Origin of the sequence: Neisseria sp. 83E34 (assembly GCF_001308015.1) — a bacterium.
In the GTDB taxonomy this organism is placed as follows: Bacteria; Pseudomonadota; Gammaproteobacteria; order Burkholderiales; family Neisseriaceae; genus Neisseria.
In genome coordinates this window covers 209,076-235,472 of record NZ_LGYH01000001.1, presented here as the reverse complement: position 1 = coordinate 235,472, position 26,397 = coordinate 209,076, and the positions used below count along the sequence as shown (strand labels likewise).

At 47.2% G+C, this 26,397-nt stretch carries 21 protein-coding genes and 2 pseudogenes; 10 read left to right on the top strand and 13 right to left on the bottom strand.

Annotated elements, in window-relative coordinates; genetic code table 11:
* Positions 1-96: 96 nt before the first annotated feature.
* Positions 97-2,037: a molecular chaperone DnaK gene (dnaK, locus tag AKG09_RS01100; RefSeq protein ID WP_054617662.1), complete on the bottom strand. Its 1,941-nt coding sequence runs from the start codon at positions 2,035-2,037 to the stop codon at positions 97-99.
* 172 nt (positions 2,038-2,209) lie between these two features.
* Positions 2,210-2,773, bottom strand: a complete 564-nt coding sequence (grpE, locus tag AKG09_RS01095; protein ID WP_054617661.1) for a nucleotide exchange factor GrpE — start codon at positions 2,771-2,773, stop codon at positions 2,210-2,212.
* A 283-nt stretch (positions 2,774-3,056) separates the two neighbouring features.
* Here grpE and yajC point away from each other — a divergent pair, with 283 nt between their 5' ends.
* The 3 genes from yajC to secF all read left to right on the top strand — a co-directional run bounded on the left by yajC (position 3,057) and on the right by secF (position 6,243).
* Positions 3,057-3,356, top strand: coding sequence for a preprotein translocase subunit YajC (yajC, locus tag AKG09_RS01090; RefSeq protein ID WP_009116025.1), 300 nt, complete (start codon positions 3,057-3,059; stop codon positions 3,354-3,356).
* 75 nt (positions 3,357-3,431) lie between these two features.
* The gene (gene secD / locus AKG09_RS01085) at positions 3,432-5,297 is read left to right on the top strand and encodes a protein translocase subunit SecD (protein WP_054617660.1); all 1,866 of its coding nucleotides are present in this window, start codon (positions 3,432-3,434) and stop codon (positions 5,295-5,297) included.
* A 10-nt stretch (positions 5,298-5,307) separates the two neighbouring features.
* Positions 5,308-6,243, top strand: a complete 936-nt coding sequence (secF, locus tag AKG09_RS01080; protein WP_054617659.1) for a protein translocase subunit SecF — start codon at positions 5,308-5,310, stop codon at positions 6,241-6,243.
* A 114-nt stretch (positions 6,244-6,357) separates the two neighbouring features.
* Here the strand turns inward: secF and gdhA are convergent, their stop codons facing one another.
* On the bottom strand, positions 6,358-7,698 hold the full coding sequence (gene gdhA, locus AKG09_RS01075; RefSeq protein WP_054617658.1) for an NADP-specific glutamate dehydrogenase: 1,341 nt from the start codon (positions 7,696-7,698) through the stop codon (positions 6,358-6,360).
* Positions 7,699-8,143: 445 nt separating this feature from the next.
* Here gdhA and AKG09_RS01070 point away from each other — a divergent pair, with 445 nt between their 5' ends.
* Positions 8,144-8,938 carry a thymidylate synthase gene (locus tag AKG09_RS01070; protein ID WP_054617657.1) on the top strand — a complete coding sequence of 265 codons (795 nt, stop codon included), beginning with the start codon at positions 8,144-8,146 and terminating at the stop codon, positions 8,936-8,938.
* Positions 8,939-9,096: 158 nt separating this feature from the next.
* On the opposite strand, the gene AKG09_RS01065 is transcribed toward AKG09_RS01070, so the two are convergent.
* On the bottom strand, positions 9,097-10,845 hold the full coding sequence (locus AKG09_RS01065) for an alkaline phosphatase D family protein (RefSeq protein ID WP_054617656.1): 1,749 nt from the start codon (positions 10,843-10,845) through the stop codon (positions 9,097-9,099).
* A 436-nt stretch (positions 10,846-11,281) separates the two neighbouring features.
* Between AKG09_RS01065 and AKG09_RS01060 the strand changes: the two genes are divergently transcribed.
* The 5 genes from AKG09_RS01060 to AKG09_RS01040 all read left to right on the top strand — a co-directional run bounded on the left by AKG09_RS01060 (position 11,282) and on the right by AKG09_RS01040 (position 15,268).
* On the top strand, positions 11,282-11,719 hold the full coding sequence (locus tag AKG09_RS01060; protein WP_054617655.1) for a hypothetical protein: 438 nt from the start codon (positions 11,282-11,284) through the stop codon (positions 11,717-11,719).
* A 13-nt stretch (positions 11,720-11,732) separates the two neighbouring features.
* Positions 11,733-12,515 (top strand): helix-turn-helix transcriptional regulator, encoded by a 783-nt coding sequence (locus tag AKG09_RS01055; protein WP_054617654.1) that lies wholly within the window; start codon positions 11,733-11,735, stop codon positions 12,513-12,515.
* Between the two features lie 87 nt (positions 12,516-12,602).
* A complete protein-coding gene (locus AKG09_RS01050) occupies positions 12,603-13,049 on the top strand; it encodes a VOC family protein (protein ID WP_054617653.1) in 447 nt (148 codons plus the stop codon).
* Positions 13,050-13,221: 172 nt separating this feature from the next.
* The gene (locus tag AKG09_RS01045; protein ID WP_054617652.1) at positions 13,222-14,484 is read left to right on the top strand and encodes a putative DNA modification/repair radical SAM protein; all 1,263 of its coding nucleotides are present in this window, start codon (positions 13,222-13,224) and stop codon (positions 14,482-14,484) included.
* A 25-nt stretch (positions 14,485-14,509) separates the two neighbouring features.
* Positions 14,510-15,268 carry a TIGR03915 family putative DNA repair protein gene (locus AKG09_RS01040; protein ID WP_054617651.1) on the top strand — a complete coding sequence of 253 codons (759 nt, stop codon included), beginning with the start codon at positions 14,510-14,512 and terminating at the stop codon, positions 15,266-15,268.
* A 44-nt stretch (positions 15,269-15,312) separates the two neighbouring features.
* Here the strand turns inward: AKG09_RS01040 and AKG09_RS01035 are convergent, their stop codons facing one another.
* The 5 genes from AKG09_RS01035 to AKG09_RS12305 all read right to left on the bottom strand — a co-directional run bounded on the left by AKG09_RS01035 (position 15,313) and on the right by AKG09_RS12305 (position 18,888).
* On the bottom strand, positions 15,313-16,797 hold the full coding sequence (locus tag AKG09_RS01035) for an aldehyde dehydrogenase family protein (protein ID WP_054617650.1): 1,485 nt from the start codon (positions 16,795-16,797) through the stop codon (positions 15,313-15,315).
* A 301-nt stretch (positions 16,798-17,098) separates the two neighbouring features.
* Positions 17,099-17,908, bottom strand: a complete 810-nt coding sequence (locus AKG09_RS01030) for a Cof-type HAD-IIB family hydrolase (RefSeq protein ID WP_054617649.1) — start codon at positions 17,906-17,908, stop codon at positions 17,099-17,101.
* 97 nt (positions 17,909-18,005) lie between these two features.
* A complete protein-coding gene (locus AKG09_RS01025; protein WP_054617648.1) occupies positions 18,006-18,575 on the bottom strand; it encodes a murein L,D-transpeptidase family protein in 570 nt (189 codons plus the stop codon).
* On the bottom strand, positions 18,572-18,754 hold the full coding sequence (locus AKG09_RS01020; protein ID WP_054617647.1) for a hypothetical protein: 183 nt from the start codon (positions 18,752-18,754) through the stop codon (positions 18,572-18,574). Before AKG09_RS01020 ends, AKG09_RS01025 begins: the two co-directional genes overlap by 4 nt.
* Positions 18,754-18,888: a hypothetical protein gene (locus tag AKG09_RS12305; RefSeq protein ID WP_255351110.1), complete on the bottom strand. Its 135-nt coding sequence runs from the start codon at positions 18,886-18,888 to the stop codon at positions 18,754-18,756. The genes AKG09_RS01020 and AKG09_RS12305 overlap by 1 nt, the downstream gene beginning before the upstream one ends.
* Positions 18,889-18,907: 19 nt before the next feature.
* Here AKG09_RS12305 and AKG09_RS01015 point away from each other — a divergent pair, with 19 nt between their 5' ends.
* Complete coding sequence (locus AKG09_RS01015) at positions 18,908-19,591, top strand: NAD-dependent deacylase (protein ID WP_054617646.1); 684 nt, start codon at positions 18,908-18,910, stop codon at positions 19,589-19,591.
* A gap of 174 nt (positions 19,592-19,765) precedes the next feature.
* Here the strand turns inward: AKG09_RS01015 and AKG09_RS01010 are convergent, their stop codons facing one another.
* From AKG09_RS01010 to AKG09_RS12115, 4 genes and pseudogenes are all read right to left on the bottom strand, one after another.
* Positions 19,766-20,818: an NADP(H)-dependent aldo-keto reductase gene (locus AKG09_RS01010; protein ID WP_054617645.1), complete on the bottom strand. Its 1,053-nt coding sequence runs from the start codon at positions 20,816-20,818 to the stop codon at positions 19,766-19,768.
* A 25-nt stretch (positions 20,819-20,843) separates the two neighbouring features.
* The gene (locus AKG09_RS01005) at positions 20,844-21,596 is read right to left on the bottom strand and encodes a type ISP restriction/modification enzyme (RefSeq protein WP_054617644.1); all 753 of its coding nucleotides are present in this window, start codon (positions 21,594-21,596) and stop codon (positions 20,844-20,846) included.
* 136 nt (positions 21,597-21,732) lie between these two features.
* Positions 21,733-21,906, bottom strand: a pseudogene (locus tag AKG09_RS12005) (type ISP restriction/modification enzyme); the annotation flags it as partial.
* Between the two features lie 133 nt (positions 21,907-22,039).
* Positions 22,040-26,323, bottom strand: a pseudogene (locus AKG09_RS12115) (DEAD/DEAH box helicase); the annotation flags it as partial.
* Positions 26,324-26,397: the final 74 nt, after the last annotated feature.

Below are 26,397 nucleotides of genomic sequence, written 5' to 3'. Positions count from 1 at the left end.
AAAAGTTTTCAGACAGGCATTTTAAAAACCGGCTTGCCCTATCAACCAACACAAAAAAGCGCTGCTTTTTTAAGCAGCGCTTTTTGCATTCGACAATTATTTGTCGTCTTTTACTTCCGTGAAATCGGCATCCACTACATCATCATCGGCTTTCTTAGCAGAAGCTGATGCGTCATCTGCCTGACCTGCACCGGCAGCACCTTGAGATTCCGCTTGCGCTTGGGCATACACAATCTCACCCAGTTTTTGGCTAACAGTACCCAAAGCTTCGGCTTTAGCATCGATTTCGGCCTTGTCTTCGCCTTTAACTGCTTCTTCAGCAGCTTTCACAGCATCTTCGATTTTGGCTTTTTCATCCGCATCCAGCTTATCACCATGCTCGTCCAAAGATTTCTTCACAGAGTGAATCAAAGCTTCGGCTTGGTTGCGTGAAGCCACAAGCTCGGTCAGTTTTTTATCCTCTTCGGCATTGGCTTCAGCATCTTTCACCATGCGTTCGATTTCTTCCTCGCTCAAACCTGAAGAACCTTGGATGGTAATTTTCGCTTCTTTGCCTGTGCCTTTATCTTTGGCAGACACATGCAAAATACCGTTGGCATCAATATCGAAGGTTACTTCGATCTGCGGCATGCCGCGCGGTGCAGGAGCGATGTCGCCCAAGTTAAAGTTGCCCAGCGATTTATTAGCAGAAGCACGCTCGCGCTCACCTTGCAATACATGGATGGTTACCGCGCTTTGGTTATCTTCGGCAGTTGAGAACACTTGCGACGCTTTGGTTGGGATGGTGGTGTTTTTGTTGATGAGTTTCGTCATCACACCGCCCATGGTTTCGATACCGAGTGACAGCGGTGTTACGTCGAGCAGCAATACGTCGCTGCGGCCGCCGCCCAATACTTCACCTTGAATCGCAGCACCCAATGCCACAGCTTCGTCAGGGTTCACATCTTTACGCGGGTCTTTACCGAAAAATGCTTTCACGGCTTCTTGCACTTTCGGCATACGGCTTTGCCCACCCACCAAAATCACGTCATCAATCTCGCCTATGTTCAAGCCGGCATCTTTTACAGCAATACGGCAAGGCTCGATAGAGCGTTCGATCAGGTCTTCAACCAAGCTCTCGAATTTGGCACGGGTAATTTTCATCGCCAAGTGTTTCGGGCCTGACGCATCCATTGTGATATATGGCAGGTTAATTTCGGTTTGTTGGCCGCTCGACAATTCGATTTTCGCTTTTTCAGCCGCTTCTTTCAGGCGTTGCAGCGCCATCACATCTTGTTTCAGATCAATGCCTTGCTCTTTTTTGAACTCGGAAATGATATGGTCGATCAAACGTTGGTCAAAGTCTTCGCCGCCCAAGAATGTATCACCGTTAGTAGCCAATACTTCAAATTGTTTCTCACCGTCTACATCAGCAATTTCGATGATGGAAATATCAAACGTACCGCCACCTAAGTCGTAAACAGCGATTTTACGGTCGCCTTTATTGCCTTTGTCCATACCGAAAGCCAATGCTGCAGCGGTCGGTTCGTTGATGATGCGTTTTACATCCAAACCGGCAATGCGGCCCGCATCTTTGGTGGCTTGGCGTTGGCTGTCGTTAAAATAAGCAGGTACGGTAATCACGGCTTCAGTGACTTTTTCACCCAAATAAGCTTCGGCTGCTTCTTTCATTTTGCGCAACACTTCAGCAGAAACTTGCGGAGGAGACAATTCCTTACCTTGCGCTTTCACCCAAGCATCGCCGTTTTGCGCTTTAATGATTTCAAAAGGCATCAAATCGATGTCTTTTTGTACTTCTTTATCTTCAAATTTATGGCCGATTAAGCGCTTGGCCGCATAAATTGTATTTTTCGGATTGGTTACAGCCTGACGTTTTGCAGGCGCACCCACCAATACTTCGTTACCGTCTAAATAAGCAATCACAGAAGGTGTGGTGCGTGCACCTTCGGCATTTTCAATTACGCGTGTTTGGCCGCCTTCTGAGATAGCGACACATGAGTTGGTTGTACCTAAGTCGATACCGATTACTTTTGCCATTATTTTATAGCTCCTTGAATTAGAATATTGTTGGGACTTACAGCCCTGTTCGGTTTGTTAAATAAGGCTTGCCGATTATTTTTCAAGTGTGGATAACTGGTTTTGATTAAATTTAATTTCTTAACAATTCAAACAATTACCCAACACAATAACTTTTCCAGACTTACTATTGTTAAGCTTCATTACCCTTCGCCACTGTTACCATCGCGGGACGCAATACTCGGTCGGCCAATGTATAACCTTTTTTCATCACATTAACGACAGTATTAGGTTCTTGTTCACTCTCTACCATCTGCATAGCTTGGTGATGATGCGGATCAAGCTTATCGCCGGGCTGCGGGTTGATTTCTTTAATTTGGGTTGAATCAAATGCTTTATTCAATTCATTCAAAGTCATCTGTACGCCCATTTTCAAAGCATCGAAATTACCGCTTTGGTCAAGCAGCGCCATTTCCAAATAGTCTTTCACCGGCAGCATTTCAGTTGCAAATTTTTGACCTGCAAATTTATGTGTTGCCAAAATCTCTTCTTGATGACGGCGACGCAGGTTTTGCTCGTTTGCCAAGCCGCGCAGCTGTTCTTCTTTCAACTGTTCTTCCAGCTCGGCCACTTTGGCTTGCAATTCTTCATAAGTAGGCGGTGTTGCTTGTTCTGCTTCAGCCTGCTGCTCTGAAGATTCAATGTTTTCTTCGTTATCAGTCAAATTTTCTTCTGGATATTGGGTTTGTTCTGTCATATTTCGTCCCTTACGGAATAAAGAGGTAAATTTCATAATGTTCTCGATACATGATTTCTCTATATAGGGCTGCCTCTAACTGTTTCAAGAGGTATTTTTCTATTGGACTGCATGATGCTTGTCTGAAAACCGTTTTTCAGGCAGGCATTGGTAAATGAACGATAATAAATGCGGAAATTTCTTGGAAAAAAATGCCCTGCCCTTTAGAATAACGCATTAAAGAGCGGCTATTTCTTTAAAGAAGATAGCCTGTTTATGGATAATTTTAATAGATGGATAACAAATGATTGAATTTGCATACGCCGCAGATGCCGCTGCCCAACCCAATATGCTGATGCAGTTTGCTCCGTTGATTCTGATTCTGGTGGTTTTCTATTTTCTGATTATGCGCCCGCAACAGAAAAAATTTAAAGCCCATCAAGCCATGCTGGCCGAACTGAAAAGCGGAGATCGTGTGTTGCTTGCTTCAGGTTTCGTAGGCCGCATTGTGCGCTCAGATGATAAGTTCTTTACTGTTGAAATTGCCAGAAATGTTGAAGTTCAGGTAGAGCGTAACGCTGTTGCCAGCAAGCTCGAAGCCTAATCTTGATTTCAAGGCCGCAGCCGGTATTTACCGGCCTTGCGGCTGTTTGTCTTTATAAACCATGAAGATTGACCTATGAACCGTTATCCGCTTTGGAAATACCTGCTGATTCTGGCCACCATTATTTTGGGCGTTCTCTACACGATACCCAATTTCTTCGGCGAAACACCGGCTGTTCAGGTTTCCACCAACCGGCAATCCATTGTTATCAACAATCAAACCGAAAATCGAATACAAACCGCATTGCAGCAGGCAGGCATCGCTTCTGACGGCATGTTTATTGCCGATAACTCGCTGCGTGTGCGCTTTAAAGACACCGACACACAAATCAAAGCCCGCGACGTTATCGAAAAAACGCTGGGCGACGGCTATATCACTGCCTTGAACCTGATTCCCAACAGCCCGGACTGGATGGCGAAAATCAAAGCCAATCCGATGTTTTTAGGCTTGGACTTGCGCGGCGGCGTGCACTTTACCATGCAGGTGGATATGAAAGCCGCTATGCAGAAAACTTTTGAACGTTACGCCGGCGATATCCGCCGTGAGTTGCGCCGCCAAAAAATCCGCGCGGGCAACATCGTTCAAAGCGATAACAGCATCGCCGTACCGTTCCAAAACGAAGCCGATTTAAACAAGGCTCAAAAAGAGCTGCAAAAACTCTTGCCGCAAACCACTTTAACTAGCGACGGCAACCGCCTGATTCTAACCCTGTCTGAAGATGTAATTAACCAAATCCGTTCCGATGCGGTTAAGCAAAATATTGCAACCCTGCACAACCGTGTTAATGAATTAGGCGTAGCAGAACCCGTTATCCAGCAAGCCGGCGCAGACCGTATCGTTGTGCAGCTGCCCGGTGTTCAAGATACAGCCAAAGCCAAAGATATCATTGGCCGCACCGCCACATTGGAAGTGCGCATGGTTAACGATGATCCTGTTTCATTTCAGCAAGCTGTTTCAGGCAACGTACCCGCCGGTTATGAATTGCTTTATACCGGCGGCGAACAGCCTCAAGCCGTATTGGTTAACCGCCAAGTTGAATTAACCGGCGACAATATTAATGATGCCCAACCCAGCTTCAATGAAAACGATCAACCTGCCGTTAGCATTAACTTCGACAATACCGGCGCTGCCATTTTTGCAGACCTGACACGCCATAATGTTAAAAAACGCATGGCGATGGTATTGATCGACCAAGGTAAAGCGGAAGTGGTTACCGCACCTACGATTAATGAACCGATCACCGGCGGACGCACCATCATTTCCGGCAGCATGTCTATTGAAGAAGCCAACGATATTTCCTTGCTATTGCGCTCAGGCTCTTTGGCTGCACCAATGGAGATTGTGGAAGAACGCACCATCGGCCCTTCCATGGGTAAAGAAAATATTGAAAAAGGCTTCAATTCAACCTTGTGGGGCTTTGTAGTTGTCGCCGCATTTATGGTGATTTACTACCGTGTATTCGGCATTTTCTCCGTGGTTGCACTTTGCGCCAATCTGCTGTTCCTCATGGCTATTTTATCGGCTCTGCAAGCTACTTTGACCTTGCCCGGTATTGCCGCTATTGCGTTGACTTTAGGTATGGCAATTGATTCAAATGTGCTGATTAACGAACGCATTCGTGAAGAATTAAGAGCCGGTAAAAAGCCCCAAACTGCCATTAATGAAGGCTACAAACACGCTTGGGCCACAATTGTCGACTCGAATATCACTTCATTAATTGCCGGTATCGCTTTGTTGATTTTCGGCTCAGGCCCGGTTCGCGGTTTTGCCGTAGTGCATTGTATCGGTATCCTTACCTCAATGTACTCTTCGGTAGTGGTTTCGCGTGCGTTGTGCAACCTTTGGTACGGAAGCCGTAGAAGCCTGAAAAAAATTGCCATTGGCATTAAAAATCCGGTTGCTGTTAAAGCGGCAAATATTGATGTTGCCGATACAGAATAAGGAGTAACTCATGGAACTGTTTCACTTTAAACGCGACATTCCGTTTATGAAATACGGTAAGCTCACCACATTTATTTCTCTGCTTACCTTTATACTGGCGGTATTCTTCTTATTTACCAAAGGCCTGAACTTTTCGGTAGAGTTTACCGGCGGCACAGTAATGGAAGTGCAATACAGCAAACCGGCCGAAATCAATAAAGTGCGGCAAGATTTAAACGTACTCAACTTAGGCGAGGTTCAAGTTCAGGCATTAGGAAGTAACCGGCATGTAATGATCAGATTGCCAAATAAAGAAGGCATAAATTCGGCAACCTTATCTAATCAGGTTATGAATATCCTGAAAAAAGACGACCCTCAAGTCAGCCTGCGCCAAGTAGAATTTATCGGCCCTCAAGTAGGCGATGAATTGGTGCAAAACGGCTTAATTGCCTTATCTTTGGTGATTATCGGCATTATTATGTATCTTTCGGTGCGCTTTGAATGGCGGTTTGCCGTTTCAGCGATCATCGCCAACATGCACGACGTAATTATTATCTTGGGCTGTTTTGCATTCTTCCAATGGGAATTTTCTTTAACCGTATTGGCTGGTATTCTTGCTGTTTTGGGCTATTCGGTAAACGAATCAGTTGTGGTATTCGACCGTATTCGCGAAAATTTCCGAAAAGGCGGTATGCGCAATAAAAGCGTGCCCGAAATCATTGACAATGCGATTACCGCCACTATGGGCCGCACGGCAATCACACATGGTTCAACCGAAGCGATGGTACTCGCCATGCTGATTTTCGGCGGCAGTGCATTGCATGGTTTTTCTTTAGCGCTGACTATCGGTATTGTGTTCGGCATTTATTCATCAGTTCTAGTGGCCAGCCCTTTACTGGTTATGTTTGGACTAAGCCGCGAGAATATTGCCAAACCCCAAAAAGTTAAAGAAGAAGCAGTTGTATAACAATCAGATTCTTGCTGCTTTGCCATTCAATTAAAAATGCCTGTCTGAAAACTTTCAGACAGGCATTTGTTTGGTCGCAGCCCTATTCAGGCTGCTTAGTCAGTCAGCAGACAATTACACCACGCCTTGTGCCAACATCGCATCGGCCACTTTCTTGAAGCCGGCAATATTTGCACCGTTCACATAATTCACATAGCCGTTTTCAGAACCGTTTGCTACGCAATTTTCGTGGATATTTTCCATAATATTGAATAAGCGTTGGTCCACTTTGCCACGTTCCCAAGACAAGCGGATATTGTTTTGACTCATCTCCAAACCTGAAGTGGCCACACCGCCCGCATTAGAGGCTTTACCCGGCGCATAAAGGATTTTCGCATTCACAAACACCTCAACCGCACCTAAAGTAGAAGGCATGTTCGCACCTTCCGCTACACAGAAGCAGCCATTAGACAGCAGGGTTTTGGCATCGCTTTCATCCAATTCATTCTGCGTTGCACAAGGCAATGCAACTTCACAAGCCACACACCATGGTTTTTGGTCGGCAAAATATTGCAGGCCTTGTTCTTTGGCATAAACTGACAAACGCTCGCGACGAACTTCTTTCAGCTCGATCAAAGCAGCCAGTTGGGCCTCGTTCATACCTTGATCGCCAAAAAGTACAAAGCCGTTGGAATCAGAAACCGTCAGCACTTTCGCGCCCAACTGAATGGCTTTTTCAGCAGCATATTGAGCCACATTGCCCGAACCCGAAATAACCACTTTCTTACCGGCCATGCTGTTGCCTTTGGTTTTCAGCATGCTGTCTGCAAAATAAACCGTGCCGTAACCTGTCGCTTCAGGGCGGATCAAGCTGCCGCCATAGCCCAAGCCTTTACCGGTCAGCACAGAAGTAAACTCATTAGCAATACGTTTGTATTGGCCGAACAAGTAACCGATCTCGCGCCCGCCTACACCGATATCGCCGGCTGGTACGTCTGTATTGGCACCAACGTGGCGGTAAAGCTCAGTCATAAATGCTTGGCAGAAACGCATCACTTCGCCGTCACTCTTGCCTTTCGGGTCAAAATCAGAACCGCCTTTACCGCCGCCCATAGGCAGAGTGGTCAATGCATTTTTAAACACTTGCTCGAAAGCCAAGAATTTCAGCACGCCCAAGTCTACGGTTGGATGGAAACGCAAACCGCCTTTGTAAGGGCCGATGGCAGAGTTCATTTGCACGCGGTAGCCGCGGTTTACTTGTACCTGGCCTTCATCGTCCACCCAAGAAACGCGGAACATAATCACCCGCTCCGGCTCTACAAGGCGCTCCAATAACCCTTGTTGGGTATATTTGGGATTTTTCGCCAAAAAGGGAGCCAAACTGCCGAACACTTCTTCAACAGCTTGGTGAAACACAGATTGGTTAGGGTCGCGTTTTTTGATTTGTTCGAATAGATTATTTAGATTTACCGACATAATGTTCTTCCTTAAGATAAAAGTGAAGTTAACAAAGCTGTGAAATAAATTTACAGTGTCTATAAATATAAACCTGTTGAATGGCTTTGCCAAGAAAAAAATGCATAAAATTGTCAACATTTTAAATTTACATTATTTTTATTTTTAGCAGTTAAAAACTAAAATGCATCATATTTAAAACATTATGCTTGGTTTTACAACTTTATTAAACTTAAACGCCCTTGCAAACACACGCGAAGAAATATTTTTCAGAGAAAACAACATAAGTTTAATTTGAGGTAAAAAAATTAAACTTTGATGCAAAACACGACAACCAACCCAATTCAAGCAGTCAACCAAGCAGCTTAACCTACCTGCCAAGTAACAAAACTGCATATACGGCATACGCAAGTGTTACAATGCCGTCTTGTCTGGCATGCCTGAACATCTCTCATAAGGAACTTTAATGAAAGCCTACCAAGACCTGATGCAACATGTGCTCGAACATGGAACAGATAAAGCTGACCGCACCGGCACGGGCACACGCTCTATATTCGGTTACCAAATGCGTTTTGACTTAAGCGAAGGCTTTCCATTACTAACCACAAAAAAACTGCATCTTCGCTCGATTATTCACGAGCTTCTGTGGTTTTTAAAAGGCGACACCAATATCAAATACCTGAAAGACAATAATGTGTCGATCTGGGATGAATGGGCTGATGAAAACGGTAATCTCGGCCCGGTTTACGGCTACCAATGGCGCAGTTGGCCGGCTCCCGATGGCAGACATATCGACCAAATCTCCAATCTCATCCAACAAATCAAAAGCAACCCTAATAGCCGCCGGCTGATTGTTTCCGCATGGAACCCTGCGCTGGTAGACGAAATGGCCCTGCCGCCCTGCCATGCCTTGTTTCAATTTTATGTAACAAACGGCAAACTCTCATGCCAGCTTTACCAACGCAGCGCCGACATCTTCTTAGGCGTGCCGTTCAATATAGCCAGCTACGCCTTGTTAACCATGATGGTGGCACAAGTTTGCGGTTTGCAAGCAGGTGAGTTCATCCACACATTTGGCGACGCCCATCTTTACAGCAATCATTTCGAGCAAGCCGAGCTGCAATTAACCCGTGAGCCGCGCTCACTGCCGAAAATGAAGTTGAACCCTGATATAAAAGACCTTTTTGAATTTAAATTTGAAGATTTTGAATTAATCGATTACGACCCGCACCCGCATATTAAAGCGCAGGTTGCGGTTTAAATGCTCAAACCGGGCATATTTCATACGTTTTGGTAAAAAAGGAATAACAACCGCAAACACTGGTTTTATCATACGCTCGGTTACTCCGAAAATGCCTGTCTGAAAACCCATAAAACTTTTTCAGACAGGCATTCTCATGAACTCAAGCTAAAGCCGACTCAACCGTTTTTTACCGGCTCAATAGCCAGCAAATGATTGGTAAACGCGTCTTTTGTTTCGCAACGCCAGCTTGCCCATAATTTACCGCCTTTCATATCTTCATCCAACTCAAGCGCAAGCCAGTTTCGCGCTGCCACCACATAACGGTTAGATGCAGGGAACAGCATCATTTCAGCCTCAGTACAACCGTCCAGTTTCTGCTTTTTCTTGGCCAACGAATTGAGCATTTGGCAAAACAAACGCTCCATTACAGACACCAGCGAAGGATGCACCACCGCACTGGAAGTAAGCTGCTGAATCTGCGTGCTGCCGTCACAGCAATCCGTGTCGGTACGTGAAACCACGCCCCACGCGGCAACATGCACGTCGCCTGACAATACGGTTACGCGCATTTGCTTTTCTTGCGCTGTTCTAAACAGCGTTTCTATCAAGCGCTTGCGTTCGCCTTCATGATCATCATTGGTCCAATGGTCTTTCAAATCATCGGCGCTGCTGTCGAGTACATGGTCATAACCCAGATTGTCCATCAGCAACTCTGCCAATGAAAGCTTGGGGTGCATCACCGGCACCGATGATACAAACAATAAATGGCGCGAGCCGCCGGCTTCGGGAATTCCTGACGCCAACCATTTCTGCATCGAATGCCATGTTGCCGGACCCATAATCTGTTCATGCGAACGCTCGGTGCGCAAATCCGCCACCAGCAGGCTGACAGGGCCGATAGAGTGGGCAAAAGAAAAGCCGGGCTGGTTGTCGAATAAGGGCAAAGCCAGTTTGTCTGATTTCAACACTTTCGACCACTCAATCGGTTCAAATATCGGATCATCAATTCGCATATTAATATCCGTGCGCAGCTTTAATTCAGGAAGCTGCTCTTCGGCCTGCTGCATCTGAAACACCCAAAATGCTCGCCTTGCGTGATAAAACATCCTTTGAAACAGCGGGCAGCGCTGCATTTCCGGGCTATGCGACCCCCAGCCGTCGAAAATATCATGGTCATCCCACATCATCACAGTAGGGATGCGCGCCATACCGTGTGCCGAATCTAAAGTTTTATTCGACGAACCCCACGGCGCGTGATTGCTCGGCAGCCAGCGGCTCAGATAAAAATTAATGTAATAATCGCCTATAACTTTTTCGAGCTGTGCATTAACCTTGTATTTCAGCTGCTCCTTGCGCGGCAGGCCGATCCACTTTTTCAACAGCTTAATATCTTCCCAAATAGGATCAAAATAAATCTGATCACCGCCCATCACCATCAGATGAAAGCGTTGCAGACCTTTATCATGCGTGCGCTCTTCGTGCCAAAGCTGCTCCTTATCCAGCTGATAACGCGGCGGGCGCACTGTTTTATCGTGATTACACAATAAATCTTCCCAAACCGCATTCTCGCCTTTAATCAGCTTGCGGATACCGTTGGCATCCGAAAAACCATTGCACGACACATAAACCATACGCGGCGCCTGCCCTTTGGCCGGAACGGTAAAATGCCATACTTCATCAACCCCATCGATACGGTATTCAACCCTTCTTTCCTGAGCCTGCTGTTTGCACGACAAATCATAACGCAGATAAGCTTTCCCGCCATGCCGCAACAATATTTTCGGCGCATCGGTCGCCACCCCGTCCACCCGCACCACAGGGAAAAACTCGGTATCGGAAACGCCGATCATCGCACTCACTTTCCATTCCCCCTGCTCTGCCCCACCGCGGAACGACAACACCGGGCCAAGATACAGCTTTGTCATATAGTTTCTCCTTTATTTCAAAATCACACTGCGCCACCCCGTCTGCCCAAAGTAAGCAAACGCACCGTGCTTTATTTAATTCATTATGAATTTTTTGTATTCTAACAACGTGTCATTTTCATTCATATTGTGTTCAACCAATATCCGCTGCTTTCCTTTAAATGATTCAACCAAATTTGACCTGAAGCAAAACTGATTTACCGGATTACAATCAAATCATTTATTAAATCGGCATAATTATCCATGCCTGTCTGAAATTTTTCAGACAGGCATTTTGAGATTCATATTTTCATCGGCTAAAATTGATGTAAAACAAAAAATAACAGATAAAAACATTGGATAGGGCGCCTATCACAAAGCCGTAACAGACTGCTTTAAACCCGCATTTACCGAGAATGTCCAATGACCAACAATCTATTTTTTCAGAAAGTCTGCAATGAAAACTTTTCCGACACATCTCTTACGCCCACGCTACGCCGCTTTACTCGGTTCACCAGACGACGCCTCCTTGACCATCCCACTGCATACATTTAAATGGAACGACGACTGCGAAGAAGAAGAAACCGAAATCCGCCTCGACAGTATCAGGCTACCCTCGCTCCAACCGGAGGACATAATCGGCCGCACGTTCCAATTCCCGCTCAACGATGCCGCCGCCACCCCAAACACGCCTTACATCGACGGATCGATTTATCTTGATGGAGTACACCATCCGATTGACGTAAACGCTTTAGCTTTCCAAACCAACTCTGACGGCGGCGTTTCCGTTACCATAGAAGGCGTTTATTGTTTCGAATATGAAGGTTTGGACGATTACACCGACACACCGTTTACTTTAACCACTCCTGTCAGCTTTAAAGAACACGACGAATAAGCACCCAAACCATATGCTTTCAATCGACGAAGTAACCACCTATATCAGAGCCTGTCTGAAAGACAATCCCGCGCCTGCCGATATTGCCGCACACTTCGGCTACAGCCGCTTCTATCTCAGCCGTTGGTTTCATTTTCAGACAGGCATTTCCATGCGCGACTACATTGCCGCCCTCAAAATCGAACAAGGCATCGAGCCCCTGATAGAAGGCAAAAGCATTATCGAATCGCAACTTGAAGCCGGACACGCCAGTGCAGGCACATACAGCCAACGCTTCCATTACCATACCGGCCAAACCCCGCGCGATTACCGCAATCAAGCCGCAGATGCAAGCCGCACACTCAACGAACAAATCACTGACACAGCTTCCCGTGCCATTCCCCATTACAGCTTCGAACCTGAAAAACACCGGCAAGCCCACCCTCTCAACATCACTGTTTCAGGTGCCGCTCAACACAGCGCAGTATTTGCCGGACTGTTTCCCGAGCCCATTCCACGCGGCGTGCCCATAGTCGGTAAAGCCCTGTTCCATACCAGAAGTTTCTCAATCTGCAATGTGCCCGACGGTACTTACTATCTGCTCGGCTGTGAAATCAAACCCAGCCTCAACCCCTTACATCACTTCCGCCTCGACCATTGCCTGCGCGGCATTCATCCCGAACCCATCAGCTTTCCGCTGCCCGCACCACTTACGATAACGCTCAACCTGCGCCCTTTCCAACCAAGCGATCCGCCAATTACCGTCAACCTGCCAAAATTGCTGTTCGACTTTATCAAAGCGCAGCGCAATCCGTAATAAATAAGCTTTCCTAAAATGGCTTACTATCAATCAGGCCTGTCTGAAAACAAGCCCCCTTCACCAAATTGTAAAAAGGAGAACACCATGAAATTCATTCCTTATCTTTATTTCAACGGAGATTGCGCAGAAGCCATTGAATTTTATGCACAACTCTTCAAGGCAGAAATCACCGACCGCTACACATACAACGATATGCCGCCAGAGCCCGATATGCCTTCTCTATCCGAAGCGGATAGGCAAAAAATCATGCATGTCCAATTAACAATCGGTTCGCAAACCTTAATGGCATCAGATGTTGTTGCCGAGTTATGCGCCACAGGAAGCGGCTATCAAAAACCGCAAGGCATACAAATCAATATCAGCGTGGACACCCCGGCCGAAGGGCAAAGAATTTTCAATGCGCTGGCAGAGGGCGGCATCATCGAAATGCCGTTTCAAGCAACTTTCTTTTCCCAAGGCTTCGGTGTCGTTACTGACCGCTTCGGCATTCCCTGGTCGATAGACAGCGGCGAGGCTGAATCCGGCAAGTAAACTGTTGCAATAAGCCATTTAAGCTAAAGCACATAGAAAGGCTGTCTGAAACAAAGTTTTCAGACAGCCTTATCCATATAACGCCCCTATAATCAAACTAAGAAAAAATTTAGCTGACTATATAAAATCTTATCATTATAATAAAAAAACTTTAGTTTTACAGAGAAACATCATGGACTACGATAAAATCAGCAAAAAGCTGGAAATACTGGCCGACGCAGCAAAATACGATGTTTCCTGCTCATCCAGCGGCAGCAAACGCACTAATGGCGGCAGCGGTCTGGGCAACGCTTCACGGGCAGGCATTTGCCACAGCTTTACCGAAGACGGCCGCTGCGTATCGTTATTGAAAATCCTGCTTACCAACCATTGCATTTACGACTGCGCCTATTGCGTTTCACGCCGCAGCAACGATATTGCCCGCGCAGCTTTCACGGTAGACGAAGTGGTCGATTTGACACTTAGCTTTTACCGCAGAAACTACATCGAAGGTCTGTTTTTAAGCTCAGGTATTTTCAAAAACGCTGATTACACCATGGAGCGTTTGGTGCGGATTGCCAAAAAACTACGGCTGGAGCACCAGTTTCACGGCTATATCCATCTCAAAACCATCCCGAAAGCCTCAGAAGAAATCCTACATGAAGCCGGCCTGTATGCCGACCGCCTCAGCATCAATATGGAAATCCCCACCATTTCCGGCCTTAAGCTGCTTGCGCCTGAAAAAAACCATCACGACATGACCCAACCAATGGCTTTCGTGCGCAACGAAATCTCCGCATTACAAGAAACCCGCAAAACTATCAAATCAACGCCGAAATTCGCTCCCGCAGGCCAAAGCACACAATTCATCATTGGTGCGGCAGGCGAAAACGACCGCCAGATTATCCGAGCCGCCGGCCAGTTTTACCGCAACTACCGCCTCAAGCGCGTGTATTACTCCGGCTATGTTCCGGTTTTAGAAGACAAACGTCTGCCACCTTTATCCGCACAAGTGCCGCTTCGACGCGAAAACCGCCTCTATCAGGCCGATTGGTTGATGCGTTTTTACGGCTTCAATGAACACGAGATTCTCGATGATACACAACCCTTTCTCGATTTGGACTTTGACCCCAAACTCGCCTGGGCGCTACGCCACCGAGAATGGTTTCCTGTGCCTTTGCAAACTGCTCCTCTCGAAACCATTTTGCGCGTGCCCGGCATTGGAGTGAAATCAGCTAAGCGTATAGTGCAAGCACGGCGCTTCCGCGTCATTACCCTCGCCCAACTGGCAAAAATGGGTATCGCCCTCAACCGAGCACGCTACTTCATCACGCTGCGGGAACCCAACCGCTATGCCGACTTAATCGACAGCCCGAAACTGAGCTGCCTGCTGCTGCAAAACATACGTTCAAAATTCAGCCAAAGCGATGCACAACAAGGCGATTTATTTGTATAAAGGCCTGTCTGAAAAAGGAATACTCATGCACCATCTATATTACGACGGCAGCTTCGACGGTTTGCTAAGTACAGTCTTCCATATTTACGCGAAAAAATACCCACCGCAGGCCATACATATTTCCTGCAACAGCAATCATGCCGATTTATTCGCACAAAACGAAACCGTACCCACATCTCCCGAACATGCCCGCCGTGTTTTTACCCGATTAGAACGGCAAATCGGCCGACGCGGGATGCTGAAGCTGCTATATGGTTTCCTGTCCGCTGCTCCGGAAATGCCGGATACCTTTTTCCGCATCGTCCGCCTCACACTCGCACAGCCACACCATGCCAACATACTTAGCGATTATGGTCATTTCGATGTAATGCAGTGGGCCCAATGGGTAAAAAGCGTAGGCTGCGAAAAACACCGCATGGAAGCGTTTGTACGCTTTGAAGAATGGGAAAACAACCTTTATCTGGCGCGGATCGAACCGCAGTTTGACGTACTCCCGCTGATTGTACGCCACTTCCGAAACCGCTATCCCGATCAGAAATGGGCAATTTTCGATACCCAAAGGCATTACGGCATATATCACGATTCAGACAGCCTTTACCCCATCAGCAACTTGGAAGAAAAACCTCAGCATACGGGCCGTGCTACACATGAAAAAGACTATCAAAAGCTATGGCAGCGTTATTTTCAAAGCACCACCATTCTTTCTCGGCGGAATCCCCGTTTACACCACCAACAAATGCCGCAACGTTATTGGAAATACCTCACAGAAAAACAGGCTGTCTGAAAATTTTCAGACAGCCTCATTCAAACCAACATCAAATCAGCAAATTAATACATACCTTCACGCTCTTCGCGGGTGCTGATATAGATATTCTTCACTTGGGTGTAAGCAGCCAGCATCATTTTATGGGTTTCACGGCCGATACCGGAAGTTTTATAACCGCCAAACGGCGCACCGGCAGGCAAGCGGTTATAGCAGTTTACCCAAACACGGCCGGTTTCCAATGCACGCGACACGCGCAAGCAGCGGTTGATATCTTTACTCCAAACCGCACCGCCCAAGCCGTATTCAGAATCATTGGCCATTTTGATTACTTCTTCTTCGGTTTTGAACTTAATCACTGTCGCTACCGGGCCGAAGATTTCTTCTTGCGAAACACGGTCATCGTTGCTGTCGGAAGCAATCAGAGTCGGCTCGACGAATTCGCCTTTGCCCAAATCGCCACCTTCTATTTTTTTACCGCCGGTAATGATACGGGCACCTTCTTGTTCACCGATTTTGACATATTTCAAAATAGTTTCCAGCTGGCCGGCATTTACTTGCGCACCCATTTGGGTATCGTCTTCCCACGGCAGACCAACTTTCACTTTCTTAAACTCTTCGGCCAACGCATTCACAAATTTATCGTAAATACCTTCCTGAACGAAGATACGCGAACCGGCACAGCACACTTGTCCTTGGTTGAACAAAATACCTTTTTGCGCACCCTCCAAAGCCTTGTCAAACGGCATATCGTCGAAGAAGATGTTGGCCGATTTGCCACCCAATTCCAAAGTAGCCGGAACCAACAGTTCCGCGGCAGCAATGCCTACGCGACGGCCTACTGCGGTCGAACCGGTAAATGCCAGCTTGTTGAAACCTTTATGATGCAGCATGTACTCACCGGATTTGGAGCCTTTACCGGTGATGATGTTCAACACGCCTTTAGGCAACAGATGGTTCACTTTCTGTGCAAACGAAAGCAGGCTCAAAGAAGTGCTGCTTGAAGGATGGATCACGATGGTACAGCCGGCAGCCAAAGCAGGAGCGATTTTCCACGCAGCCATCAAGAATGGGAAGTTCCACGGAATAATCTGACCCACCACACCGATCGGTTCACGCAATACGATAGACAAATCTTCTTCGTCCAATTGGTTACAAGTGCCTTCTTCGCCTCGGATCACACTTGCAAAGTAGCGGAAATGGTCGGATGCCAAAGGAATATCGGCTGCGCGCGTTTCGCGGATGGGTTTGCCGTTATCCAGTGTTTCCTGCAAAGCGAACAACTCTGCATTTTCGTCAATCACATCAGCAATTTGGTTCAAAATCAAAGCACGCTCGGTTGCAGTCGTTTTTTTCCACGTTTTGAAAGCTTCCTGTGCCGCTTTTACCGCTGCATCAACATCTTCGTCGCTGGCATCAACAAATTTTGCCAGCTCTTCACCGTTGGAAGGGTTGTGCGAAGTGAGTAATTCACCTTTGCTGCCTTTGGTCCACTCACCGTTAATCAACAGGCCGTATTCTTTGTCGAATACATTCAAATTTTTTGCCATCATAATTCTCCTTCTATTTTGTAATTTGGATTTATCAAATATACAGCCACTCTTGTTTAAATAAATCCAAGGGGCTTGAAAACAGCTTAGTCTTTTTTAAAAGCTGTTTCAAGCATAACTGCATTGCATTATGAATAATATGCCTTTTTCATTACCAGCAAGACAAGGCATTTTTGTGAATATTGCCTATGAAAAGCAGGTTCTACGCAGCTTTTGTCTGTATCTCATCTTTATTTTTATCAATATGTAAAATTTTGTTTCCTTAAATCACATCGATAAAAAAATGCCTGTCTGAAAGGTTTCAGACAGGCATTTCTTCAATCAAACCCAAGCTGACCAAACCGCGGTATATGCCGTCTTCCGTAACTGAAGGGCACACGAAATCGGCCACGGCTTTTGTATCAGGGTGGCCGTTGTCCATAACCACACCGAAACCTACGGCTTTCATCATTTCAATATCATTCGGTCCGTCACCGAAAGCCATTGCATCGGCCATAGTCAAACCCAGTTTATCCAGCGCAACCCGGATACCACGCGCTTTGGAGCCGCATTCATCCAACAGGTCGACACCGTAAGGATGCCAGCGAACGGTTTTGATGCCTGCGGGCAGATTGCCGTTGAGCGATTGTTCGGTAGCTTCATCGTAAAAACCGATAATCTGGTAAACCGGATCATGCAGATAGGCATCGGGGGCAATTCGGTAAGGCAGTTTGAGTGCGCCGGCGGCATCGAGCAAGGCTTCTGTTTCGCACGAAACGCTGAAGTGCTCGACAGACACCAGCCCGTAAGCAACATCTGCCTGCTTCAGAAAAGTGATAACTTCCTGCACACTGGCCTGCTGCAAAGGAAATTCGGCCAATGTTTTTCCTTTGTGCCGCACATATTGCCCGTTGATGCTGACCAACATGTCGATACCGGTTTCTTCAATCAATTCGCGTATCACTTCGGGCAGCAGGCATGGCGCGCGGCCGGTGGCGATAGCGGTAATAATGCCTTGCCGGTTTAGCGCTTTCAAAGCTGCCCGAGTGCTCTCAGCAATGCGGTGTTCTTGTGTGCTGTAGAGCGTGTCGTCTATATCGAAAAAGATGATTTTAGGGTTGGGGGTATGCATGATTTTCTCTGGATTAGGGTGCTGGAATTGTAACATGATGCCTGTCTGAAAGCTTTTTCAGACAGGCATTTTATTGTTTATAAAGCGAAAAATTTAATCAAGGCAGAATATCTATTTGAGCTTTGTATTTTACATGCCGGTAAAGTTCATCCACTTCGGCATCAGTAACGGCAATGCAGCCGTTTGTCCAATCGCGCAACAAATGCCGCGCGCCGATGCCGCCCGAACCGTTGGGCAGACCGTGGATCTTGATGTCGCCGCCCGGGCTTTTGCCTTGCGATTTGGCAAATGCTTTATCTTGTGCATTCGGATAAGACACGCCGAGATTTTTATGGTAGCCGCTGTTTGGGTTTCTATCATTAATGACATAGCTGCCTTCCGGCGTCTTGCCGTCGCCTTCAAACTGCTTATGCCCTTGCGGATTAAAACCTAGAGATATGGGGTAGGTTTTCAAAAGCATTCCCGCTTCATCATAAGCATCCATTTCCCGCGCGCCTTTGCGCACCACCAATCGCGCCACCACTGCGTGTTCAGGCAAAGGCTTCTGCTGAAGCAGCATTTTCTGGCGTGGCTTCAAACCCGCATCCTGCGGCAGCCAAAACCATAGCGCGGCCAATACCAAAGCCGCCGCAGCCAAAATCGCTGCAATCCATTTCAGCCACTTCATTTACCACTCTCACCCTGCGCTGCCGATGCCGCCTGCTGCTTCTGCTTTTGCACTGCTTTCTTTTTCGCTACCGCTTCTTTCATACGCTGCTGCGCCGATTCATCAGGCGCCGAGAGCCACACCCCCGCCACAATAATGCTGAGCAGCGCGATATAAAACCAAACTTTATTCACATTCATCACTTAACCCCTTGTTGCAAAACAATCAGTTTGCCCACGACAAATATAGCAGAATCCGCACCCTGCTCCCATTTTCCCCGCCTGTCGGAAGGTTTTTCAGACAGGCATTGTTTGATATAGTGAATCCTGTTCATTCAAAACGGTTAAACCACCATGAAAACATGCATCATACTAACCGGCGCAGGCATGAGCGCCGACAGCGGCTTAAAAACCTTCCGCGACGCCGGCGGCTTATGGGAAGGCTACCGCGTAGAAGAAGTGTGCACACCCGAAGCATTCGCACGCAATCCGCAGCTCGTGCTGGATTTCTACAACCAGCGGCGCAAACAGGCCGAACAAGCCTCGCCCAACGCCGCACATCTCGCACTAACCAAGCTTGAACCGCACTACCACGTGCAAATCATCACACAAAATGTCGACAATCTGCACGAACGCGCGGGCAGCAACCATGTTCTGCATCTGCACGGCGAACTCAGCAAACTGCGCAGCACCCTAGACGAAACCGACATCATCGAATGGACAGGCGACCAAACCCTTTCCGACACCAACAGCAAAGGCCATCCGCTGCGGCCGCATATTGTGTGGTTCGGCGAAGACGTGCCGCTGTTTCCCAAAGCCGTAGCCATGATGCACGAAGCAGACGTCGTTCTGATTATCGGCACCTCGCTGCAAGTTTACCCTGCCGCCTCGCTGCTGCACTACGCCCCACCGCATGCCGATATTTATCTGGTTGACCCGAATCCCCAAGCATCCGGCGCACATATCGAAATCGTGCCGAAAAAAGCCGCCGAAGGCGTGCCGCCGCTGGTGGATTATCTGATTGAAAAAGCCAAATAAACATGCCTGTCTGAAACGCTTATGGCAAATAAGCTTAAACAATAGTGCGCCCGTCATACTCGGGCTTGACCCGAGTATCTTGAGTTCCAATAACTTTAGGAAATACTCAGATCAAGCCCGAGTATGACGAAACCATAACTATTTGTTATTGCCCGCTTTCAGACAGGCATCCCGCTAAGGGCAAGGATTACTGATTTCCGCGTGCACCGCATTAATCGCATCCAACACATCGCCCGAAAGCACCACATCCGCACTGCCGATATTCTCGCGCAACTGCGCCATCGTTGTCGCACCGATAATATTGCTCGCCACGAAAGCCTGCTGCGTCACAAACGCCAGCGACATCACAGCCAAGCTCATGCCCGCATCGTCCGCAATCTTGGCATAACGCTCCACCGCCGCAAAACCCTGCGGCTTCGTATAGCGCTGAAAACGCTGAAACAAAGCCAGCCGACTGTTTTCCGGCATCGCACCGTGGCGGTATTTACCGCTCAACACACCAAACGCCATCGGCGAATAAGCCAACAGCGGCACATCCTCGCGCAACGAAACCTCACTCATGCCCACTTCATAGCTGCGGTTCAGCAAATTATAAGGATTCTGCACCGAAGCCACGCGCGGCAAAGCCGGATTGCGCTCATGTTCGTTTAAAAACCGCATCGTGCCCCAGGGCGTTTCGTTCGACACACCGTAAGCCCGGATTTTGCCCTGCTTCACCAGCTCGCCCAGCGCATCCACAATCTCATCAAACGGCGTAAACCGCTCGTTCCCCCCGATTGCCTGCACACCCAAACGCCCGAAAAAGTTCGTCTGCCGCTCCGGCCAATGCAGCTGATACAAATCCAGATAATCCGTGTTCAACCTTTTCAGACTGGCATCACACGCCTCGAAAATCTGCGCACGCGAAAAATCATTGCCGCCGCGGATATAACGCTCCAAACCGTTCGCCCCCGTCGGCCCCGCAATCTTACTCGCCAACACAAAATCATCACGCCGGCCACGCGCCTTAATCCAATTACCGATAAACTGCTCCGTGCGCGTATACGTTTCCTTGCCCGGCGGCACAGGATACATCTCCGCTGTATCGATAAAATTCACACCGTTTGCCAGCGCATAATCCAACTGCTCATGCGCCTCAGCCTCCGTATTCTGCTCGCCCCAAGTCATCGTACCCAAACAAATTTTACTCACCCGGATACCGCTGCGGCCTAATGGTCGTTGTTGCATACAACTTCCTCCATACCTTTCAAGACTATAAAATCTCCAACTTAGGTAAGTTGTTCACTATTTTCTGGGTTTCCAAGCTTACTGTAACCACCCTCAGCAACAATTCTAACGGATAACGCGCATTGCCCATCGTTTCGCGTGCCCAATCGTTGGCATCGTTGGTAATGCCGGATTTTTTGTCGGTAGTCACCGCTTGGCGTTCCATCACCCATTCGATTGCCGATTTGCCGTTAACGATGTAGTCGTAGGCAGCTTCGGGAATATTTTCCACCGTGATTTTGCCGTTATAGACGACTTTGGTTTTGTCGTCTTTTTTAGCAAACTTCATTTTCACTACGCGGAAATCTTCATCTTCGCCGCCAATAATTTGCTGAGAGGTCAGTTTTAACCCTTTCAAGCTGCCTGAAAGTTTGATGTCCTGATACATCGGCACGCTTTCATAATTCAGATGCAATGCAGCCAGATCACGTCCGGCTTGGCTGAATGCGGCAAAATCGACATAGTGTTTCATACGTGGAATGCGCGGCAACTGTTTGCTCAAATTATCGGCATAGCGCTCGCGGTATTCCTCGCTGTGCAGCAGTCCGTAGATATAGTAGAAAATATCTTCTTTACTGATGTTTTCAGCATCTTCGGCCGAATAAGGCTCGCGGAAATGCGTTAAAGCTTCATCGGTGATAGCAGAACGACGTACCAGTTTTTTCTGCTTCGGCGCATTTTCTGTTTCAGACGGCCTCTGTGCAGCATCTGCGGCAAATAAATCTTTTTGCGTTGCCATTATGCTTCCTCCGTTTCGTAGAGAAACATCGGGAAGCATTGCCCGTTCATCTGCATTTGTACATCGGGAACGGTGTTTGTTATCAATGCGGAGAAGCCTTTGCTTGTTCCCAAGCCTGTAATACAAATTGTCATGTTCATTGCTCCGTTTCGTAGAGAAACATTGGGAAGCATTGTGCGTCGCCGATGAGGTGCAGATCTGGGATGGTATCTGTGAGTAAGACAGAGAATCCCTTGTTTCCTGTGACTGAGAGGCACATGGCGATATTGATATGTTCGTTCTGCACTCTGATATAATTTCGTTCGTTCGTTCGTTCGTTCGTTCGTTCGTTCGTTCGTTCGTTCGTTCGTTCGTTCGTTCGTTCGTTCGTTCGTTCGTTCGTTCGTTCGTTCGTTCGTTCGTTCGTTCGTTCGTTCGGCTATCTCTATGCCGTCTGAAAATTCATATAAATCTTTTGGGAAGCCTTGCCCGCCTGAATGCTGCATATTCAAATCAGGAATAACATCGGTCATTATTGTAGAAAATTCTTTTCCTGAATTGCCACTGCCACTCAAATAAATAGTTTCATTAACTAAATTACCACTTGGATACATCTTGGGCATTTGGTTTAAATAAGCATTTATACCCTTGGCAAAATATATAGCTTGTTTCGTATAGGGACGGTACATTGCGGTTGAAATATTGGCTTTATCAAACTGATAGAACCGTTGTTTTCCTAAATCTGCTTTTAAACTTCTGTTCCAACTAATTTGAGTTGTATCTGTATTGACAAAGTCATCAATGGAAATTTTTTGACTTTCAGATAAAACTTCACAGGCTACCTGAAAACGTTTTACTTCACTATTGTAAAACTCAATCATATTTTCCATATTTTCTTTCAGGCGACATGGTGATGAGTTGTAACACCACGCATCACGATTAGTTTCCAGCCCTCTACTGTAATTACTAAAAATCACCTTCTCATCACCATTGTCTTTACTGCCAAGCAGAATGTAGTTATCAAAATTCGGATCACGTTGATTGAGCCAGTCGTTAAATTCATCAGGCACGATCTGCTGCCAAGCGTTTTGTGCGCTAATGCCGTTAATGCTGCCAAATTCGGCAACTGTTTCCAGTTTTTGCTCGCGGGTTAAATAGTCGCCGATGTCGTGAAAATAAATCTGTCCTTGTTTTTGGGATTCGGGATTTTTCACCAAAATGGAAATGGCAATGGGCGTACGTGTGCCTTGCCCGAAAACATTGTCTTTTTCTTTGCGGCGGCGTTCGCCTGATGTACGCGCATTGCCGCGCAAATGAAAGATATACAAACTGCTGAATTCTTCAGACAGGCATTTTCTTAAGCCGTCGGCGGTGTTGGCCTCGACCCAGCCGGCATTGGTCACAAATCCGATGACACCTTGTGTGCCGATGCGGTCGGAAGCCCAGCGGATGGCGCGGATATAGCTGTCGTATAGCGCGTTTTTATTGGTGGCTTTGGAATGCTCGGCATAAGTTGTACGAATACGGTCATCCAAATGCGGGTATTCGATATTGGCATTGTTGTCGTTGGCACTTTCTTGCCCCGCTGAATACGGCGGATTGCCGATAATCACTCTGATATCTAATTCTTTCTGCCGTTTGCGACGTGCGCTGTTGTCAACCAGCATTTCATCGAGCATGTCGCCTTTTTCGTACATTTGGAAAGTATCGGTCAGACAGATGCCGTTAAAGGGTTGGTAATCGAGGCCGTCTGAAATTTTGCCGTCGATATTGCCGTGCAAGATGCCGTGATAGGTGGCTTCAATGTTGATGGCGGCGATGTAATAGGCGAGTAAAACGATTTCGTTGGCGTGGATTTCGTTTTGATATTTTTCAGGTAGCCTGTCAACAGGAATAATGCCGCTTTGCAACAGTCGGGTAATAAACGTGCCGGTGCCGGTAAAGGGGTCGATAATGTGCACGCCTTTGTCTTTGAGGCTGCTGCCGAATTCGTTTTGTAATACGTCTTCTACGCTTTTGATGATGAAATCAACGACTTCAACCGGGGTATAAACAATGCCGAGCCGTTCGGTCATGCGGGGGAAGGCATTACGGAAGAATTTATCGTATAGCTCGACAATAATTTTTTGTTTGCCTTCGGCGGTTTCGATACCGGAAGCCCGCATTTGAACGGATTCGTAGAACGATTGTAAGGTGTTGCGCTCTTTATGCAGGTTTTTAGCCTGCAATAAATCCAGCACGTTTTGCATGGCTCGGCTCATGGGGTTGTGCTCGGCAAAGCTGTATTGTTCAAACAGAGCATCGAACACGGGTTTGGTAATCATGTGCTGCGCCAGCATTTCGGTGATTTCGGCATCGGTAATGGCATTGTTGAGGTCGTCGCGCAATTCGGCGGCGAAGGCGTTAAAGGCGTTTTGTTCGGCGCTATTGGCTGGGTTTTCAAGAATGGCGGTGATGCTGTCGATGTGGGTACGGGCGATTTTGGCAATGTCGCCCGCCCAATCTTCCCAGTGATGGCGGTTGCCGCATTTTTTGACGATTTTGGCGTATAGGGCGCGTTCGATTTCGCCTATTTGGAATTCAAGGGCCTCTTGGTTTGCAGGGTTGTGTTCGGGTTTTGTACCAATGGCGTTGCCACCCCGTGCGTTACCTGCTGCTTTTGCACTCTTGCTTTGGCGTTTTTGCTTTGCTTGTACTTTGTCTGCAACGGCAATAACTTCCATTTTTTGAGTATCTTTGCCGTTGAATTCCAGTTTGTTGATCATGGCATCAAAGCGGTCGTCATGGGCACGTAAGGCATTGAGCACTTGCCAAACGACTTTGTAGTTTTCGTTTTTATCCAAAGCATCTTCGGCTTCGATACCGGCAGGAATCACAACAGGCAGAATAACATAACCTTGTTTTTTACCTTCGGCGCGACGCATTACGCGCCCGACAGACTGCACGACATCCACTTGTGAATTTCGCGGTGTAAGAAACAGCACTGCGTCAAGTGCAGGTACATCCACGCCTTCAGACAGGCAACGTACATTGGAAAGAATGCGGCAGGTATTATCGGGCAGATCTGCTTTGAGCCATTGCAGCTTACTTTCTTTTTCACCTGCATTCATACTGCCGTCAACATGTTCGGCTTCACACTTCATGGACAATTGCGGAGGCAGTTTTAAATCAGGATTGTGTTCCAGCAGAGCTTTGCTTTCGGCTTGTTGATATTCTTCCACCACGGCTTGGAACATTTCGGCGATGAGTTTGGAACTGACTTTGTGTTTGCTGCCTTTGTATTCTTTTTCAATTACTTGGCAAAAGGCAACAGCTCGACGCATGGGGTTATATAAAGCCCCATCCTCGCCGCTCAGCCCGTATTTTGACAAGGCTTTCCAGCAGCCGACGATTTTTGCGGCATCATCGACTTTGAGCTCGTTATTGCTATCGGTAAGCAGGTTTTGTAAACGACGGTTGACATGTGATTCTTCAATCGCCAGCACAATCACTTTGTAATCAACTAAGAGGCCGTCTGAAACGGCTTGAGAGAAAGTGAGAACGAAAAATTCTTTGCCGTAATGGGTTTCATCATCCATGGAATACAACACCACACCCTCCGCGGCTTTGGCAGTCTCACCGTAGATGCGCGGTGTGGCAGTCATATAAAGACGTTTTGCACCTTTGATGTAATCGGCATCATGGATACGGACAAAGGCAGATTCGTCTTCGCCGTCGAATGTTGCGCCAGTGGTGCGGTGGGCTTCATCACAGATAATCAGATCGAATTCAGGTAGCCCAAATTGTTTTTGAGCCTGATGAATCGCATCAATAGAATGATAAGTGGCATAAACAACGGTCATAGCTTGCCGATTGTCTTGGGCTTCAGCAACGCTTATGGCTTGAGCCAAACTTTTCGCATGGGTTGTGGCTGGAAATTGCAAATCGCTGGTAGTGACAAGCACACGGTCGTCTTCGTCTTTTTTGCCTTTTTTGCCAACATCACTATCGGAACAGACGGCAAAGCTGTTTAAAGCGATTTCGCTGTCTTGCGTCCATTCCCGCAAGGTTTGACTTAATAAAGATAGGCTTGGTACCAAAAACAATACCCGCTTTCCGACACCTGCAATGTTTTCGGCAATTTTTAAGCCGGTGAAGGTTTTGCCTGTACCGCAAGCCATAATCAGTTTGCCTCGGGTTTCCCCTCCGTCAAAACGGGTTTGCACGTTTCTAAGTGCTTGTTGTTGGTGTGGGCGTAAATCTTTACGCGCTTTTAATACGGGAGAAGCGCCAATTTGATATTGTGTCCAGTCAATCCGGCTGTTTTCCAAATCTTCCAGATTGATGACTGCTACCGGAATATGTTGGTCAATCAGCGCGGCACGGGCATTTGATGACCATTTGTTGGTAGTGGTCACAATATAACGGTGGTTGAAATAGTGTTTTCCGGAAGCAGTAAAGAAACTGTCGATGTCTGCTTTTTGAATGGTTTTTTCTGGGGCATAGTTTTTGCATTGAATCGCATGGAACTCACCTGCTTGGGTAGTAGCAACTAAATCAATACCGGCATCGGTTTTACTGCTGAGTCCTAGTGATTCAAAATGCTCTTGCGCCCATGCGGCATAGGTCTGCACTTTGGCATATTGGCTACGGTAGTAAGGTTCGTTTTCAAAGTAACGGATAATCAGGTTCTCAAAAGCCGTGCCTTTATCGCGTTCGGTTTGGGTCAGCTCGCGAAATTGGGAAAGAAGGGTTTGTAATGCAGACATGGTAAATGATGGCTTAAGTTATCACAAAGAAACGTATTTTAACTCATGAAAAGGCCGTCTGAAAATTTTCAGAC

What these genes read in the sequence shown, in the direction of transcription:
- yajC (WP_009116025.1), top strand. Translation starts at nt 3,057, where the DNA reads ATGATTGAATTTGCATACGCCGCAGATGCCGCTGCCCAACCCAATATG.
- AKG09_RS01035 (WP_054617650.1), bottom strand. Translation starts at nt 16,797, where the DNA reads ATGGCAAAAAATTTGAATGTATTCGACAAAGAATACGGCCTGTTGATT.
- AKG09_RS01060 (WP_054617655.1), top strand. Translation starts at nt 11,282, where the DNA reads ATGAAAACTTTTCCGACACATCTCTTACGCCCACGCTACGCCGCTTTA.
- AKG09_RS01005 (WP_054617644.1), bottom strand. Translation starts at nt 21,596, where the DNA reads ATGGCAACGCAAAAAGATTTATTTGCCGCAGATGCTGCACAGAGGCCG.
- AKG09_RS01015 (WP_054617646.1), top strand. Translation starts at nt 18,908, where the DNA reads ATGAAAACATGCATCATACTAACCGGCGCAGGCATGAGCGCCGACAGC.
- AKG09_RS01055 (WP_054617654.1), top strand. Translation starts at nt 11,733, where the DNA reads ATGCTTTCAATCGACGAAGTAACCACCTATATCAGAGCCTGTCTGAAA.
- secD (WP_054617660.1), top strand. Translation starts at nt 3,432, where the DNA reads ATGAACCGTTATCCGCTTTGGAAATACCTGCTGATTCTGGCCACCATT.
- gdhA (WP_054617658.1), bottom strand. Translation starts at nt 7,698, where the DNA reads ATGTCGGTAAATCTAAATAATCTATTCGAACAAATCAAAAAACGCGAC.
- AKG09_RS01050 (WP_054617653.1), top strand. Translation starts at nt 12,603, where the DNA reads ATGAAATTCATTCCTTATCTTTATTTCAACGGAGATTGCGCAGAAGCC.
- secF (WP_054617659.1), top strand. Translation starts at nt 5,308, where the DNA reads ATGGAACTGTTTCACTTTAAACGCGACATTCCGTTTATGAAATACGGT.
- AKG09_RS01040 (WP_054617651.1), top strand. Translation starts at nt 14,510, where the DNA reads ATGCACCATCTATATTACGACGGCAGCTTCGACGGTTTGCTAAGTACA.
- AKG09_RS01045 (WP_054617652.1), top strand. Translation starts at nt 13,222, where the DNA reads ATGGACTACGATAAAATCAGCAAAAAGCTGGAAATACTGGCCGACGCA.
- AKG09_RS01070 (WP_054617657.1), top strand. Translation starts at nt 8,144, where the DNA reads ATGAAAGCCTACCAAGACCTGATGCAACATGTGCTCGAACATGGAACA.
- AKG09_RS12305 (WP_255351110.1), bottom strand. Translation starts at nt 18,888, where the DNA reads ATGAACAGGATTCACTATATCAAACAATGCCTGTCTGAAAAACCTTCC.
- grpE (WP_054617661.1), bottom strand. Translation starts at nt 2,773, where the DNA reads ATGACAGAACAAACCCAATATCCAGAAGAAAATTTGACTGATAACGAA.
- AKG09_RS01030 (WP_054617649.1), bottom strand. Translation starts at nt 17,908, where the DNA reads ATGCATACCCCCAACCCTAAAATCATCTTTTTCGATATAGACGACACG.
- AKG09_RS01065 (WP_054617656.1), bottom strand. Translation starts at nt 10,845, where the DNA reads ATGACAAAGCTGTATCTTGGCCCGGTGTTGTCGTTCCGCGGTGGGGCA.
- dnaK (WP_054617662.1), bottom strand. Translation starts at nt 2,037, where the DNA reads ATGGCAAAAGTAATCGGTATCGACTTAGGTACAACCAACTCATGTGTC.
- AKG09_RS01025 (WP_054617648.1), bottom strand. Translation starts at nt 18,575, where the DNA reads ATGAAGTGGCTGAAATGGATTGCAGCGATTTTGGCTGCGGCGGCTTTG.
- AKG09_RS01020 (WP_054617647.1), bottom strand. Translation starts at nt 18,754, where the DNA reads ATGAATGTGAATAAAGTTTGGTTTTATATCGCGCTGCTCAGCATTATT.
- AKG09_RS01010 (WP_054617645.1), bottom strand. Translation starts at nt 20,818, where the DNA reads ATGCAACAACGACCATTAGGCCGCAGCGGTATCCGGGTGAGTAAAATT.